16 protein-coding genes and 1 pseudogene are annotated in these 16,491 nt (G+C 41.4%); 16 read left to right on the top strand and 1 reads right to left on the bottom strand.

What is annotated here, in order from left to right:
- The first annotated feature begins 88 nt into the window (after nucleotides 1-88).
- The 13 genes from QD47_RS24720 (at nucleotide 89) to QD47_RS24660 (ending at nucleotide 11,729) form a co-directional block, all read left to right on the top strand.
- Nucleotides 89-526, top strand: a complete 438-nt coding sequence (locus QD47_RS24720) for a hypothetical protein (protein WP_235332352.1) — start codon at nucleotides 89-91, stop codon at nucleotides 524-526.
- A 195-nt stretch (nucleotides 527-721) separates the two neighbouring features.
- Entirely contained in the window at nucleotides 722-2,851 is a 2,130-nt protein-coding gene (locus tag QD47_RS24715; RefSeq protein ID WP_044648605.1) for a DEAD/DEAH box helicase, read from the top strand.
- A 349-nt stretch (nucleotides 2,852-3,200) separates the two neighbouring features.
- On the top strand, nucleotides 3,201-3,764 hold the full coding sequence (locus QD47_RS24710) for a ComF family protein (RefSeq protein WP_235332351.1): 564 nt from the start codon (nucleotides 3,201-3,203) through the stop codon (nucleotides 3,762-3,764).
- A gap of 385 nt (nucleotides 3,765-4,149) precedes the next feature.
- A complete protein-coding gene (locus tag QD47_RS24705; RefSeq protein WP_044648604.1) occupies nucleotides 4,150-4,608 on the top strand; it encodes a LysM peptidoglycan-binding domain-containing protein in 459 nt (152 codons plus the stop codon).
- An 808-nt stretch (nucleotides 4,609-5,416) separates the two neighbouring features.
- Nucleotides 5,417-5,827, top strand: coding sequence for a TIGR03826 family flagellar region protein (locus tag QD47_RS24700; protein WP_044648603.1), 411 nt, complete (start codon nucleotides 5,417-5,419; stop codon nucleotides 5,825-5,827).
- 196 nt (nucleotides 5,828-6,023) lie between these two features.
- Nucleotides 6,024-6,299, top strand: coding sequence for a flagellar biosynthesis anti-sigma factor FlgM (gene flgM / locus QD47_RS24695; protein ID WP_013312286.1), 276 nt, complete (start codon nucleotides 6,024-6,026; stop codon nucleotides 6,297-6,299).
- Nucleotides 6,300-6,309: 10 nt separating this feature from the next.
- Nucleotides 6,310-6,810: a flagellar protein FlgN gene (locus QD47_RS24690; protein ID WP_044648602.1), complete on the top strand. Its 501-nt coding sequence runs from the start codon at nucleotides 6,310-6,312 to the stop codon at nucleotides 6,808-6,810.
- A gap of 18 nt (nucleotides 6,811-6,828) precedes the next feature.
- Entirely contained in the window at nucleotides 6,829-8,397 is a 1,569-nt protein-coding gene (flgK, locus tag QD47_RS24685) for a flagellar hook-associated protein FlgK (protein ID WP_044648601.1), read from the top strand.
- A 66-nt stretch (nucleotides 8,398-8,463) separates the two neighbouring features.
- Nucleotides 8,464-9,384 (top strand): flagellar hook-associated protein FlgL, encoded by a 921-nt coding sequence (gene flgL / locus QD47_RS24680; RefSeq protein ID WP_044648600.1) that lies wholly within the window; start codon nucleotides 8,464-8,466, stop codon nucleotides 9,382-9,384.
- 17 nt (nucleotides 9,385-9,401) lie between these two features.
- A complete protein-coding gene (locus tag QD47_RS24675) occupies nucleotides 9,402-9,971 on the top strand; it encodes a DUF6470 family protein (protein WP_052646914.1) in 570 nt (189 codons plus the stop codon).
- Nucleotides 9,972-10,066: 95 nt separating this feature from the next.
- A complete protein-coding gene (gene fliW / locus QD47_RS24670; protein WP_044648599.1) occupies nucleotides 10,067-10,519 on the top strand; it encodes a flagellar assembly protein FliW in 453 nt (150 codons plus the stop codon).
- Nucleotides 10,520-10,521: 2 nt separating this feature from the next.
- Nucleotides 10,522-10,761 carry a carbon storage regulator CsrA gene (gene csrA, locus QD47_RS24665; protein WP_044648598.1) on the top strand — a complete coding sequence of 80 codons (240 nt, stop codon included), beginning with the start codon at nucleotides 10,522-10,524 and terminating at the stop codon, nucleotides 10,759-10,761.
- 152 nt (nucleotides 10,762-10,913) lie between these two features.
- A complete protein-coding gene (locus tag QD47_RS24660; protein WP_044648597.1) occupies nucleotides 10,914-11,729 on the top strand; it encodes a flagellin N-terminal helical domain-containing protein in 816 nt (271 codons plus the stop codon).
- Between the two features lie 537 nt (nucleotides 11,730-12,266).
- On the opposite strand, the gene QD47_RS31150 is transcribed toward QD47_RS24660, so the two are convergent.
- The gene (locus QD47_RS31150) at nucleotides 12,267-12,347 is read right to left on the bottom strand and encodes a transposase (protein ID WP_082067290.1); all 81 of its coding nucleotides are present in this window, start codon (nucleotides 12,345-12,347) and stop codon (nucleotides 12,267-12,269) included.
- 479 nt (nucleotides 12,348-12,826) lie between these two features.
- Here QD47_RS31150 and QD47_RS24655 point away from each other — a divergent pair, with 479 nt between their 5' ends.
- From QD47_RS24655 to QD47_RS24645, 3 genes and pseudogenes are all read left to right on the top strand, one after another.
- The gene (locus tag QD47_RS24655) at nucleotides 12,827-14,704 is read left to right on the top strand and encodes a glycosyltransferase (protein WP_044648596.1); all 1,878 of its coding nucleotides are present in this window, start codon (nucleotides 12,827-12,829) and stop codon (nucleotides 14,702-14,704) included.
- A gap of 33 nt (nucleotides 14,705-14,737) precedes the next feature.
- Nucleotides 14,738-16,228, top strand: coding sequence for an SGNH/GDSL hydrolase family protein (locus QD47_RS30220; protein WP_052646912.1), 1,491 nt, complete (start codon nucleotides 14,738-14,740; stop codon nucleotides 16,226-16,228).
- Between the two features lie 66 nt (nucleotides 16,229-16,294).
- Nucleotides 16,295-16,491, top strand: a pseudogene (locus QD47_RS24645) (helix-turn-helix domain-containing protein); the annotation flags it as partial.

Here is a 16,491-nt window from a genome sequence, read left to right as displayed (position 1 = left end):
TAGTCTTTGAAACCCAGTACATAACCGTGACACCTCTTCCTGCTATACGGCATATATTGTCGCTATAGGAGGAGGTGGAACCTTCGTGATGGCTCATTTGGTTTGGATATTGCTTATATATGGTCTGGGAGCCGCAGTCGTGCATCTTATGTATATACGACAGGTGGTTCAAGCCTATCGCAATGGCGACGATGTGCGTGCGTTATCTACGGATCAACGGCCAACCCGTTATATTGTCATTACTTCTAATGACGGAGAACGTGTGGAGTGGGTGATGCGCTCATTGAGCATACTTGCCTGGTTACGTCGTAAGCCGCTGCATGTGACGGTACTGGATGATGAATCCGTGGACGATACGCTGCCGATCCTTACACGGATAATAGGTTACAGCCATATGGATGTTTCGGTCATTTCATATCGTTTTTCACCGGGAAACCCGGTTTTACCGAGGTCAGGCGGTGAAAAGCAGGTTGTTATTGACCTCAGAACAGTCAACCCGTTGGTGGATGCTCCACTTGTTCGTTAATGACAAAGTATTGTGGACATTACGGTCGAATCCGGATATAAATGTTTATAAGGAATTGCATATGCAAGATAAAAGGGATTTCGCTGAAATCCGAATGATGTGAAGTACACTTCAGGCTATGAGCCATGGAAGTGTGCTTTTTTTGTTGTATGGGTAGGAGGAAAAACAAACACTTGAGGAGTGGGAGGGGGCCAAATGAAAATCGCGGTATGTGTGGTCAATTATAGGGGGAAATGGGATATCCGATTATCCCTGGATATTCGAGTAGATATGACATGGTGGCTGAAAGGGAGCGATGGACAGGAGAATGCTGTCGAAAAATGGGTGATACTGGGGCGAGAGCTTCCGTTGCCTTGGGGCGTAAAGCTGTGTGAAGTGTTCAGGGGATCAACGGACATGAAGCGATGGACAAGGGAGCAATGGTGGCAATACGTTCTCGCACAGCTAAAGGATGAGCTGAATTCAGAGCCTTTTGACGCAGATCAGTATTTGGCCGGAGGAATCGGTGCTATATGCATTTGGGATGGGCAGATATTCCATCCAAGCAGCATGATGTTTGGGAGAGGGAGTGAGGAACGGAGAATGGCAGGAGTAACGTACCTCAGTCAAACAAGGCATTTTAACAGTGAAATCCAAAAACTGGATATGGAGTGTGTGGCACGACAAGCGGATGTGCTGGCTGATTTGCTGTCAGGACGCCAGTTGCTCGTTCCGGAAGCTGAAGCGCTACTGGCTGAGGCGGCGCCAGGTTTGGAGCGCGTTTGGCGCTCAGCTGCGCAGCTCGCGTACCTGCAAGGCCGGCTCAGCTTTGCTGCTGGCCTTGCACCATATACGCGCCGGTCCGCCGCGCGTGATCTCCGCTGCAATCGTTGCGGCAGCGGGGCGATGTACCGCACGGGCTGTGCATCGTGCGGACGCAAGGCGTGCGCCTACTGCGAGACGTGTCTCGCGCTGGGGCGCAGCCGTGAGTGCTCGCTGCTGCTGCGCGGTGCAGCGAAACCCGCCGTGCCGCGCACGGCGGACACAGCCCCGGCCGCGGAGCTTGACCGCTGGGGGCTGAGTCCTGCGCAACGCGCCGCCGCCGAAGCGGCGCTGCGCTTTTTGGCCGCACCGCCCGGTGGGGTGCGGGGGCGCTCTCGCCCGGAAAGCCTCTGGCTCCGGGCGGGCGAGCTGCTGCGGCGTGGCATGGCTACACGCCGGGGGCCAAGCCCTGCTGCTGCGCCGCAGGGCAATGTCCTTGCCCGCGACAGCAACAGCAGGCATTCTTCGCCAACAACTGGCGAAGGCGTATGGCACATGCCTGGCGTCGGCGGTAAGGCCGATGTCGCGGCAGAGCGGTTTTTACTCTGGGCCGTGACTGGCGCAGGCAAGACGGAAATGATGTTTCCACTCCTGCAACATGTGCTGGAGCATGGAGGAACGGCGCTTGTAGCGACACCGCGTCGGGATGTGGTACTAGAATTGGCGCCCCGTTTGGCAATAGCCTTTCCCCATGTAAGCATGGTGACGCTCTATGGAGGCAGTGATGAACGCTGGCAAAGGGGACAGCTGACACTTGCGACTACTCATCAGCTTCTGCGTTATCGTCAGGCCTTTGATCTGGTTGTCATTGACGAGATTGACGCGTTTCCTTATCACAATGATCCTATGCTCGCCTTTGCCGCACAGGCTGTGTGTAAGCCGGAGGGGAAATTCATTTATTTGTCTGCTACTCCACCGATACTATTGCAAAAAGAGGCTGCACGCGGCCTATTACCGCACGCCAAGGTTCCCGTTCGTTTTCATCGTCATCCACTGCCTGTCCCCTTCCGTTTGGAGACTACTTCGGTGAAGCATTGGCTGCAAAAAGGGCGGCTTCCTGCATCCCTGATTCAGCGCTTGTCCGCATCCATACATCGCGGCGCTCAGGTCTTCCTGTTTGTAACACGAATCTCACATATTCAATCTCTAGTAGAATTGTTGATCAAACGCCTGCCTGATATCCCAATTGCGGGCACTTCATCCCAGGATGAAGAGCGAAGTGCTAAGGTACGTTCCTTTCGGGCAACTGAAATACGTGTACTGGTCACAACCACTATTTTGGAACGCGGTGTGACGGTTCCACGGAGTGATGTATATGTACTGGACGCGGATAGCAGTCTTTTTGATGAAGCTTCTCTGGTACAAATGGCTGGTCGAGCAGGAAGGTCGAAGGATGACCCGCGTGGAAGCGTCGTTTTCACATCTCCCCAATGGACTCGCGGCCAAAAGAGGGCGATTAGACAAATTAAGCGTATGAATACACTAGCGCGAAAAAAGGGCTATTTACAGGAGGTAAAACATTAAATGCGCAAAATAAAAAAAGTTTTTTTGGAAATGTGAAACCTGATGCAATGTTGACACGTAAACTACCAAGAAAGGTGCATTTTGTATGGAAATGATGCGCAGAACCCAACTTTTTTTGAATTGGCTACTTCAGCGTCAGTCGGAAATATGTATCGCTTGTGGAATTCACACTGGGAGTTTTTCCAAGTTCCCCGGGATTTGTACTTTTTGTTCTTCTCAAATTCCTTGGATCCACAACATTCGATGTGTTCATTGTGGACGTCCGACATTTTGTCCTGATTGTGTAAGGCCTGACCGCGCAGCACGCTACTATGTTTGTAATCGGAGTGCGACTAGCTATACGCCTATCATGAGAGAATGGATTGGGCAGTTTAAGTATCGCGGAAATGAAAAGTACGGTCCTCCGCTCGGCGAGATGATGCATCGGGCTTATCAGGCTTTGAGGCATGAGTTTACTGGTCGTGAATATTTTCGTTTCAATCAGTCTCTGCGGAACGTGAATTTGGTGACATGTGTTCCGGTAAGTGAGACACGACTGACAGAGCGAGGTTTCAATCAGGCTCAAATTTTGGCAGAGGAGCTTGCCAGACGGAATAAGCTGCCCTTTTTACCTTTACTTGCTCGTCCGCAAGATACTGGCAAACAAAGCTTCAAAACAAAAAAAGAACGCACAGACACGATGTATAATGCGTTCTCTGTCGTGCCAGGTATGACGGAGTTAATTAAGCATTTTGTTTTAAACGCTGAGTTTCAACGCAAAATGGAGAATCATAAATATGTTACTGTTTTGCTGGTGGACGATATTTATACAACTGGTAGTACTTTACAAGCGTGTGCGCGTGTTTTAGGGGAAAAGGCATCCGAAGAGGGTATACATATGACCATTTTTTGTCTGACTTTGGCAAGGTCATAAGCCTGAATTTCATGTCCCCTTTACGAGAGTTTTGGTTTGGAGCCAGGGAAAAAAGTTCATACCGTTCCAAGAAAAGCCCAAATGCTAGAGCAGAGAAGCCTTTTAAACCGCACTATGAGCAAGATTTGACAACGAGATAGAGAGAGGTATATAATAAAAATATAGACACACACAAAAAGTAAGGAAGTGAGGGATGGAAGCAGAATATTTCAATTTAGAGGTTGATTTATTTGGAAAATAGGAGTACAATTTCTATCTGTTGATAGCTAACATGGTTTGGTAATAAATGATTAGCTAACGACAACAGAGCGGACATTGGGAGTGTCTCGCTCTGTAGTAAAGCAGTTAATTAAAATTTGACTTAAAAAAGAGGAGAGAAAAAATCATGAAAAACGTAATGAAAAAAGTAGCAGTATCTAGCATGTTGGCAGTTAGTTTAGGTGCAGTATCTCTGTTGAGTCCACTTGCTACAGGTCAAGTATCCGCTGCACAGTCTGGTTCTGAGTATGAAAGACAACAAGCAGAGGACCAATTGATAAGAGAACAACAAGAAGCAGCACAAAAAGCATTTGAAGCTAAAGTCTTCGGAACTGAAAATGCTACGACTACAACAACGGCTCAACCAGCTACCGAGAACAATAATCAAACAACAACTACAACACCAGCTACTACAACTGTAACACCAGCTACTGTAAATACAATCACAGTAAGTGTTCAAGATGGCGATACGCTGACTTCCATTGCTGAAAAATATGGTGTAACTGTTGAAGAACTGCTTAAAATCAACAACCTGATTAAAGCAGGCCAAGAACTGCAAGTTCCACAAACAAACACTAATAAATAATTCATTATAAATTCATAATAAAATGTTTTTATTAAACCAAGTGTTTGACTACAGTATACGGGAAGGCCTCTATTAAAACAATGCTTTTTTGAATAATTATTTGTGAAACAGCATGTTTTTTTGGACTGCAAATTTTCAATGGTGCGTCTACACCTATCTTCAGGTAGATTTTAAGCTGGGATGATGTTAGTCGCATTGATATAATGAATACCCACACTCCATGTGCGGAGCATTCGTATGGGCGCCGTTCCCCCGGATTTGTAGCAGTTACTTGGTGGCATTCGGGGCACAGGTGAACATGAATTCTTCTGAGGATTGTTTCGCCCGGTTTTTCCCTCATCTTGATTCGTATATCTACATCCATTTATAATCATATACAGCTATTTTAATTATAGTGAAGCGCTATTCCCAAAATAACCGGAATGGCGCTTATTTTATTTTAATCTAAAAACCTGAGCGTTGTATGACGATAAATAGACACATGCATTAGATTGATCTGGGAGAAATCATTTGTCTCCTTAGGTTACATACGAATTGCATATCATTATATAGATGTAAGTAAAATTTTAATGTTAGGTTATGGCCCATTAGCTGGTGTGGGATTTAAATGCTTGGTTTTCTTGTTGCGTTTCTTAATACAGAGTACATTAGAATTCTGTACCTTTATTATGATATCGTACAAAATGTGCAATTGTGTAAAATCTATCACTCTTTTTTTAAAATATTCGCTAGACGAGGCTCTTAGGTATAAGGTAATGTAAGGATACACTAATACGAGACCGGAAACAGGAAAGGGGCGCTGCAGAACATGAACTTGGATAACTGTCCTCGCTGTGGAAAGCTGTTTATTAAGAACGTCAGGGGAATCTGTCAGAACTGTATTAAAGAAATTGAAATTGAATACGAACGTTGTGTCAAACATATACGTGAAAATAAGGGCATTCATATGCATGAGCTTTCAGAGGCTACTGAGGTATCCGTAAAGCAAATCACAACATTTATACGTGAGGGACGTATTTCCATTGCTAATGCGCCCAATATGACGTATCCTTGCGAGGTATGCGGGATACCGATTCGTGAAGGGCATATGTGCGATTCTTGTCGAACACGTCTGACTAAAGACCTGCATCAGGCTGTACGCGAAAGTAGTAATCAGGATCAAAGTAATAATATGGGCTCAGGTACCTACAGCGCGATTGATAAACTTCGTGGAAAGTAGTACAGGGGAATTAAAAACGCATTCAGCTATTCAAAAAGTTTCAAATACCGCCGATAATCTTTATAGAGCTTATCGGTTTTTTTATTTTTAGCAACCATGCACAAAATAAAGAAGTAAGGCATAATACGAACCATGTTCGACGCTATGTCGTCTGATACATTCTGACCATATCAAATAATTAAGGAAGGTGGAAGTTATGAAAATTAACGAGACCAACCGCATCGGAGCTATTAATCCATATCAGCGAAATATTGAAACAGGACGTCAAGAGGAGCAAAAGAAGTCCCGCCGCAAGGACGAGGTTTCGATTTCTCCGGAAGCAATGGAAATGCTGAACCGCAGCAGTGATGCAGACCGCGTTAAGAAAATTCAGGAGCTTAAGCAGCAAGTAGCTTCTGGAACCTATCGTGTGGATGCCGATAAGATTGCAGAGAAGCTGTTACCTTACTTCAAGCAATCTTCCGAAAGCTAGGTGAAGGAATATGCCTTTAGAGCGATTGATTGATGTGCTGGAGCAACTAGACCAAAAGCATCTTATCTTGTTAGAACTAGCAAAAAGTAAAAAAAAGATTGTTATGGAAAATGATATGAATAGCCTGGTTCAGCATTTGAACCAGGAATCCAGACTCCTTAAACAGGTGGAGCAGTTGGAGGAAGCTCGTATGGAGGTTTCGTATGAGCTTCTTCGTGAACGTGGTATTAAGTCTCAGCTTAACTTGACTATAACCGAGCTGGCACGTCTTGTATTTGATCCTGAAGATAAGAACAAACTCCTCAGTGTCCAGAGCCGCTTATCCCACACTCTTTCAGAATTAAAGGAAATTAATGCAATCAATCAAAAGCTCATCGAGCAATCCTTGGTGTTTATTGACTACTCGTTAGATCTTCTTGTAGGTCGTCCTAATCAGGAGATGACTTATATGCATCCGGATCAGAAAAGTAATCAACTCGCACGACCTGGATTGTTCGACACGAAGGCTTGAGCCGAGGAGGAAAATAGAGTGCCATCCACATTTCATTCCATAGAAACAGCTAAAAGAAGCCTTTTTACACAAACGGCAGCTTTAAATACAACAGGACACAACATAGCTAATGCCAACACAGAAGGCTATACACGGCAAACGGTTAAGATGAGAGCTTCTATCCCGATGGAGGCTTATGGTATTAACCGTTCTAATGTGCCTGGTCAGTTGGGAACAGGTGTTGAATTTGATGCTATTGAACGTATTCGTGAGAAGTTCTTGGACAGTCAGTATCGCGGAGAAAATACTGAGCTGGGCAGTTGGACGATTCGAAGTAACACACTTGATAAGCTACAACAGATTATGAACGAGCCGTCTGACACAGGGATTCGAAAGGTGTTAGATAACTTTTATAAATCTTGGTCTGATTTAAGCAAAGACCCAGAAAGTGTAACCGCACGAACTATTGTTAAAGAAAATGCGCTTGCGTTGACTGATGCAATGAATCATATGAGTAAACAGTTAAGTAATTTATCTACGGATTTAACCTCGAATGTGGAGGCTAAGTCTAGTGAGCTACAAAGCTATGTAAACTCCATAGCGGATCTGAACCAATCAATTACTAAAATTGAAGGTTTGGGGGATAACGCTAACGATCTTCGTGACCAGCGTGATTTGATCGTCGATAAAATTTCAAAAATCGTTAATGTAACGGTGACTGATACCGATCAAGGTTACAATGTCAATATGGGTGGTCAAGCGTTAGTAGCCGGATTTACACCGACTACTGGAATTAACGGCGCTTTTTTACAAGCTGCTTTTGCTTCCAATGATTTGCAAGGTGGCGAAGTACATGGAATGATTTTCTCCAGAGATCGATTTGTAGCAGATTATACTGCCCAAATGGATAACCTTGCCAACACATTGGCGACCGGTAATATTTCTGTAACGCTACCTAAAGGCTCGGTATTGCCAGAAGGCACTGTACTGAACGGAGTGACTTATACAGGGACCAACCGCACACTTCAATCGGATTTAACAGTTACGGTTAAAGGTCTTAATGGTCTGCATCAACTGGGTTATACCCAAGAGGGTAAAGATGCTAACGGTAATATGGTTGCAGGTAAACCTTTTTTTGTAGCTTCAAATAATGGCGGGACGATAACGGCAGGCAACATCACGTTAAATACCGTTATAGCCGATAATCCTAACGCCATTGCAGCATCCCTTCGTGTAACAGGTACTGCTCCTACTGAGGAATTGGTTAGAGGTAATAATACATTGGCATCCCTGATGGCCAATTTAAAATTAAACAGTTTCACTTCTGTTTCTACAGGGAATACGGCTACTATTGATAGCTTTTTCAGTTCTATGGTTGGTCAGTTGGGGATAGAGGCTCAAGAGGCAACAAGACAGACACAAAACTCGACAGCCCTCGTATCTCAGGTGGAAACTATGCGCCAATCCGTGAGCGGTGTTTCGCTGGATGAAGAAATGTCCAATATGATCAAGTTTCAGCATGCCTACAGCGCCGCTGCTCGGTTTATGACCACATTCGATCAATTATTGGATAAATTAATTAACTCCACAGGTGTAGTGGGAAGATAAGAATGGGGATTAAATATCTTGTGTTTTTATATACAAGTGGGTATTTAATTACGGGGGGACATGATTATGCGAGTTACTAACAATATGCTGAGCTCACAGCTTTTGCTGAATTTAAATCGGAATTCCGAGCGTATGAATAATACGCAGAACCAGCTGTCGACTGGACGTAAGCTGAACAAGCCCTCTGATGATCCTGTAGGCATCACGTATTCCTTGAGGTATCGATCTGAATTATCTTCAAATGAACAATACCAACGGAACGTAGACAGCGCGGTGTCGTGGCTTGATTTCAATGATACGGTGATGGATCAGGCGGGCCAAATTATGCAGAGAGTACGGGAGCTGACGGTTCAGGCTTCTACAGGAACCAATCCACAGTCTGCACTAGACAGCATTAACAAAGAAATTGGTCAGCTTAAGGAACAGATGATTGATGTTGTGAACAGCCAACTGAACGGTAAATATATATTTAATGGTCAAACCTATGACAAGAAACCATACGATCTTCCTTTGAATGCTGATAATACGCATGATACATCTGGAGCAGCGTCCATTGTTACGGATACAGGAAATGTTAATTTTATAGTGGGTGAAAATGTTGCCTTGCCCATTAATGTTACTGGTAATGAAGTCGTAGGAACAAGCACGGATACCGATAATTTATTTACTATTTTTAATCAGTTATCTGCAGCTTTGGCAAGTGGTGATATTAAAGCAAGCGGGGATCAATTAGCTAATATTGATTCACGGGTGGATAAAATGCTGAAGGTCCGGTCGGAAATGGGTGCTAAATCCAACCGTGTTGAGCTGATGCAAAGCCGTTTAAGCGATCTGGAAGTGAACTTAACGGACTTGCAATCGAAAACGGAAGATGCAGATTACGCCGAGCTTTTAATGAATTCCAAGATTCAAGAAAATATTTACAATGCATCTTTGTCAGCGGGAGCGAAGATAATATCCCCATCATTAATGGATTTCTTAAGGTAGGCTAAGGAGGGGATATAGTGGCCATCATTCCGATGCTTCAAATCCGGCAAACTCCGGCTATCCTGCATATTGATGCAGACCCAGGGCAGTATTCGATTCGACAGCCTTCGGCTGATATGGAATTAACAACACGTCGTGCTCAACTGGAAATTCACCAGTACAAGCCACAGCTTACTATAGATCAAAGCGCGGCCTACTCTGCATATAACGGGGGTAATTACCTTGAGATGAATAATCGAATTTATTCAGGGTTGCCGCAAATATTTTTACAGGCTCTTGCACATAAAGTGGAGCAAGGCAACCGAATGGCGGCGGTTCATATTCCTGGGAATACAGTAGCCAATGTTTTTGGAGAGGATACAGAAACTCATGTTCTTCCTGAATTCAGGGGGGCTGCATCCATGGATAATGTGGATATTCATGTTGAAACGCGTGCACCTGATATTACATATACACCTGCTGCATCGGAAATGCATGTGACCGTTAATCGTCCCGAGATTGAGTATACTCCAGGAAAACTGGAGATTTATATGCAGCAGTATCCATCAGTGGCCTATATTCCGCCTGAAATTGATGTAACGATGTAAAATAAGTTAAGGTTATAGAGGAGTTGTTCAAGCCGTCTATAGCCTTTTTTTTGTAGCAAAATGTATAAATCTGATTAAATATTGGAGGAATATTTGTGATTATATCCACATCTATTTGGGGTGACATTGAAGTTAATGAAAAAGAAGTATATCGTTTTGAAAAAGGAATTCCGGGGTTTGAGGAGACAATTGAATTTGTGTTGCTTGATCAAAACGAGGCACCCTTTTACTATCTCCAGTCCCTTCAGCAGAAAGAACTATCTTTTGTCTTAGTGGACCCTTTTATTTTTTATCCTGAATACGAGTTCGAACTGCCGGATAGTGAAACGGAAGAACTGGAGATTGGATCTAATTTAGTCGTTCGCAGCATACTAACATTACATGAGCAGGTAGAAAACTCAACGATCAATCTATTGGCACCATTGGTATTCAATCCAGATAATAGGCAGGCCAAGCAGGTTATTTTGCACCAGACCACATATCAAACGAAGCATCCATTGCAGCCCACCAAGGAAGACGAAACCATCCGTTCAAAGGAAGGTGAATAATCATGCTGGTACTTTCGCGTAAGAAAGGTGAATCCATCATCATACAGGATCACATTGAGGTTACCGTGCTCGGAGTAGAAGGGGATACCGTCCGTATAGGGATTTCAGCGCCCAAGCAGATGGATATCTTCCGTAAGGAGATATACTTGTCCATTCAAGAGTCCAATCGTGAATCCGCAGCCCATACACAGTCGAATTTGGATGCTTTGCGAAGCTTGATAAATAAAAATAACGAAAAATAAAAAAAAATCCTAAAATGCTATTAAAAGATCGGCGAGATTGTCGATATATATAGTACAAGCTATTGCGGAGGGGCGGCCGACTTCAACGGATAGCTGTAAAACCAATAAACCACATGGATGTGGGACATTTACCTTCAGGGAGGAAATTTAAAATGATTATTAACCACAATATCGCTGCAATGAACACTCACCGTCAATTGAACACAAACACTGCTAACACAAACAAAGCTATCGAAAAACTGTCTTCCGGTCTTCGTATTAACCGTGCTGGCGACGATGCTGCTGGTTTGGCAATTTCCGAAAAAATGCGTGGTCAAATCCGTGGTTTGGATATGGCTTCCAAAAATGCTCAAGATGGTATTTCTTTGATCCAAACAGCTGAAGGCGCACTGAACGAAACACACAGCATTCTGCAACGTGTTCGTGAGTTGTCTGTACAATCTGCGAATGACACAAATACTGATGCTGACCGTAAAGAACTTCAAAAAGAAGTAGCTGAATTGACAAAAGAAGTAAACCGCATTTCCACAGATACTGAATTCAACACTAAGAAATTGTTGGATGGAGCTGGTGTTAGTAGCGCAGTGTTCCACATTGGTGCTAACACAGGACAAGCAATTACATTGTCAATTGGAAACATGGGTGCTACATCTTTAGCAATTGATGCTGTTGATATTTCCACTCAAACAGGTGCGAATGCGGCGATTGCATCCTTGGACACAGCTATTGCTTCAGTATCTTCTGAGCGTGCTAAATTGGGTGCAAACCAAAACCGTTTGGAGCACACAATCAACAACCTGGGAACCACTTCCGAGAACCTGTCTGCTGCTGAATCCCGTGTTCGTGACGTAGATATGGCTAAAGAAATGATGAACCAAACGAAGAACAACATCCTTGCTCAAGCTTCCCAAGCAATGTTGGCTCAAGCCAACCAACAGCCGCAAGCTGTGCTTCAATTGCTTCGTTAAGATTAATAATGCAACTAAAGAGGGATTTAGTACATCCCTTGGTTTCATAAAACTCCTCGCCTTTTTAGGCGAGGGGTTTTTACTTTTTTGTTTTCCTTCACCCTGTTGAATAATCAAAATAAGTAGCTTAATTTATTGGACCAAGCACGATCCATCACCAAAATAGTCCGCCTGAGCCAACGCTTCTCTCACGGCTCCATCGTTGTCGCGAAGTCTAATGACGAAAGATTGACCGCTGTTTTTGTAGTGGTCCGACAACGACACTGCCGTGTCCCTTATAATTGTATTGTCACGACTGTTGATTATCTATATTTTGAAATTTTCAGAAATTAGATTTTGCCTGATCAATGACGGATGAACTCTCCAAATGTCAGGCAGACGCGCACATTGCACGAACGTCAGGACAGCATGAGCTGGTATTTTTAGCCTGATAGCAGTGTGGAACTTCTTGAGCAAAACCTAGGCCATTAAAGACGAGAATAGTTGTCCGTACACCAGATTTTCCGAGGTTCTAAACAGGACTGTCACATTTAAATGCTACTTAATCCACCGAAAGAATAGCTCCATCTGCCAGCGGCCTTTGTACATCGTTGCCACTTCTTCGACCGCCAGGATCATCAGGCTGGTTACGACACGGATTTCATGACCGTGACATCGTCAAAGATCACCTACGCGCCGAACGGCATCGTGCCGTCCCGAGCTGGCAGGTGAGATCCTTTTTCCGCTTGGTGAAGCACCATCGATACCAGGACGATAGCCTTTCCACTATTCAAAGGCAGCCTGCATCCAGTTTCGAAGCAACTCAAAAGCCGAAAACTGACGAGCTGTTTCTTCGTAGTTCAATTTCCTCACCAGTTGCTCAATTTCCTCTTTTTGAAAAACGGATTGTACCAACATTTGAAATGCATAGGCTTATTCATGAGGTGCCTCTTTTCGGAATGGTTGGGTGGTACTTACCATTTACTCGAAAAGAGCGTCCTTTTTTGTTGCATTTATTGGTTAATCAACAGGCGTGCTTTTCCTTAATACTAACTACTCTTTGGTATGTAACCGATATAAAGAGTAATAGTATTATTCTAAGGTGAAGGGAAAAACTTATGTCTAAAACAATTGCATTATGCATGATTGTGAAAAATGAAGAACAGTTTTTAAGACGGTGTTTGGACAGCGTTAAGGATATAGTAAACCAAATCGTAATCGTTGATACGGGTTCTACAGATAATACTATCTATATCGCTAGAGAATATACTAGTGAAGTATATAGTTTTGAATGGATAAACGATTTTTCAGCGGCGAGAAATGAATCTATTAAATATGCTACCACCGATTATATCTTAATTATGGATGCAGATGAGTACTTGGATACGAATTCGAATTTGCAAAAAGATATTGCTACAGAGAGAGATTGGTACTTTTTGAAAATCCACAATGTTCTATCTCAGGGACGTCAAATAGCTCATATTGCTGTACGACTTTTTGCCAATGGTAAAGGACTCTCTTTTCAAAACCGTCTTCATGAGCATCTAAATATATTGGCTGAAGGTAAAACCTACTCGAATGGTTTGGGTGAATCTGTATTACATCATACAGGGTACACAGATGAAATCATGGAAGGAAGGGATAAGAAAAATAGAAATCTTCCTCTTATGCTACAGGAAGTAGAAGAAAATCCTAATGCTTATAATTTATTTAACATGGGAAGAACTTATAAATGGATTGAAGAATATGAAAAGGCTATCCAATATTTGCAAAGAGCTTATCCGTTAAGTAAAAATTTAACGATCATGCCTGATCTTCTTACAAATTTAGCTCATTGTTTATCAAGTTTAAAACGAGAACCAGAGGCATTAAAGATACTTAATGATGCCATAATCTTGTTTCCCAACGAAACTGATTTATGGCATATGCAAGCACTTCTTTTTTTAGAGCTAGGTTATTTTAAAGATGCGATCAATTCATTTGAAACTTGTCTAAAAATAGGTGATCAAGGAATAACTATTACTGAAGGTAATGGTGGGTATATGGCCCATTATCGGTTAGCAGAAGTCTATGAGAAGACCTATCGTGCGTCAGAAAGCTATGAGCAAATTATAGAGACGGTACGTGCAAAAAAGAGCTTTATGGCAGGGGTATCAAAATATTTCCAAATAGTTACTATGGCTAATATTCCCCTTGAAGAAGTTTATGAGAATTTTAATCAAATCTACGGAATTTCCACAGTTGAAGAGCTTGAGCGTTTGCTTGAAGTACTTTATGTTTTGCGACATCCTCTTTTAAATAGATATCTAAATGAATATGAAATTAAGGTTGAAGAAAAAGTAAGCGTAATAGCTGTTCAATATGCTAAGCAATATGAGAAGGCGAAATTATTATGGATAAAAATGGGGTATTATGCTGAGGAAAATAGCGAAGATATTTTACTACTTTCTTTGATCTTAAAAGACATGAAGTTATTCGGGTTTGCCCAACCTTTCCTAAACTTAAGCATAAAAGAGGCGAAATTGCTTCAGAATATCATTTTAAGTGAAGAAATAAAAAATCAAAAATTTTCATCTCATTTGGAAAGTATTTTAATGAAAATGATTGAGCATTTGCTTGTACTTCAAGAATATGAAATTTTTCAGCATGTTCTGAATTATGTATGGGTAGGTTCTCTGGATTTCAAATATGATGTGATACAAAAGATGGTCAATTTTGGATTTGATGAAGTAGCCATTGATTTGTTAGTTGAATTATTTGAGACTAATCCTAATAATCTAAAGGTTATACAATTGCTAGGAGATGTATGTTTTAAGTTAAATTATTTCGAAGATACCCAACTCTTTTATACCAAACTTTTGGATCTTTGCCCCGAGTATAGTTCATATGAAAGATGTTATATATTATCAGAAAAAATTGATGATCACATAAGTGCCAGCAATATTAAACAGAGTATTAAACAGAAATTCCCTCTTGCTTTATGGGTATTGGAATAGATTTTATGTATGAAAAGGAGGTAAAGATCCTCAGTGTCAGAACAGTCTAATCTTTTATATGAATTAGAAAATTTGGCGATGGAACTTGTGGTTCTTATGTTGCAAACACAAAGACAGATGAAAAAAGGTATATTCAAAGATCAGATTATAAATAATATAAATGCTTTAGTTGATGGATTTGTAACTTTAAATGATGCCTTAAATAACCGTGTTTACATGAATATATATGGGAATTTAGATACTTTTTTCAGACAAATTAGTGAAGTGTTTGAAAAAATTATTTTAGCATATGAGACTGATAATTCAGAAATAATCAGAACGTTATACAATCAGGAATTGATTCCTAAATTCATTGGCTTGAAAAATGAACTTACTAATGAAATTGATAACTTTACAGGGCTGAAGAGTATTATTATTAGCGGTATATCTCTCATTTCTTCGAAGATTATTGATTTAATTGATTTTTCTAAAGTTAGAATAGTGGCATTTATTTCTGATGAACCAAGTTATATAGGCAAATATATTGATGATATCCCTGTGTTGAATTCACAGGATGTAAAAGAAATATGTGTTAAGTTTTTAATTATAACGGATAATTACTCCTGTGACTGTATTTCTAAAATTGTTAATTTAAAGCGATTTTTAGAAAATAACTATGATTTTGAGATATTTAGAGCTTATGATGATTTGAAGTTGTATGAAATAGATAATAACAAAATGAATGGTTTTATTACTGGACTATCTTACGCTGGAGTTGGTGTAGATGTGAATGAAATACAGCCATACAATGTAGTAAATTTAGCAGTTTCAAGTCAAGATTTGTACTATGATCATCAGTGGATTAAATCTATTGTAGGAGAAATGGAATTTCAGTTCGCATTTATAGGACTTAGTTATTACAGTTTTGAGTATGATCTATCTAAAAGCAGCTTGAAAAATCGGGTTAATGTATATTCTTCATTATTCAAAAGTGAGAATAATCTTGAGGATGAATACAGTGCAATCGAGTTCCAAGAAAACGTGGATAAGATTTTTAAACCCAATTTTATTGAGAATATTTACGATTTTCTTAAAGTTGTAAGTGAAACAAGGTTGGGCAACTTTGTTGAGCGACAAATGAACGAAGATGATATGAAGAATGGTAAAGATCTTGCGTACAGAGACGGTGCAAAGGATTACCCTACTACTGTAGTTTATAATAAAGGGATATTGAGGGGGATGCTCAATATTTTGCAAGAGAATAATATAAAACCTATTTTGCTGGTGTGTCCAGTCAGTAAATATTATCACGAATTTTTTCCTGTACGTATAAAGGAAGAATTCAAAAAAAATGTAGAAATGATCTTAAAAGAGTTCAATGTTCATATAATAGATTTATTTGAATCTGATAAATTCATGGACACTGATTTTTATGATGCATCACATTTGAATAAAGAAGGGGCCAAAAAGTTAACTTTATTTTTAAGGGGTTATTTAGATAATTTGTTCTATGGAGAAACTAAAAATGGAAAGAAATCAGACTAGTACCTTGACCGAGTCTGATTTCATCTTTAAGCTCTCTATATAAGAAGAATTTGGGAGGGCTTGCAGATGAACAAAAAATACGAGGTACAACTCCAGTCGAAGGAACGCGAAACCATTGAAAACATCCTTCATGCCGACTCTACGTCCAAAGGCATTCGCAATCGTTGTCTCGTACTTCTTCTGGCAGACGAAAGTCAAGGAGCAATTCCGACTCAAGCTGAAATTGCCCAGCGGATAGGTGTCAGTGAGGTCACCGTATATCA

The organism is Paenibacillus terrae (assembly GCF_000943545.1).
GTDB lineage: Bacteria > Bacillota > Bacilli > Paenibacillales > Paenibacillaceae > Paenibacillus > Paenibacillus terrae_A.
The sequence above is the reverse complement of the archived record's forward strand: the minus strand, read 5'-3'. Positions and strand labels throughout refer to the sequence as shown.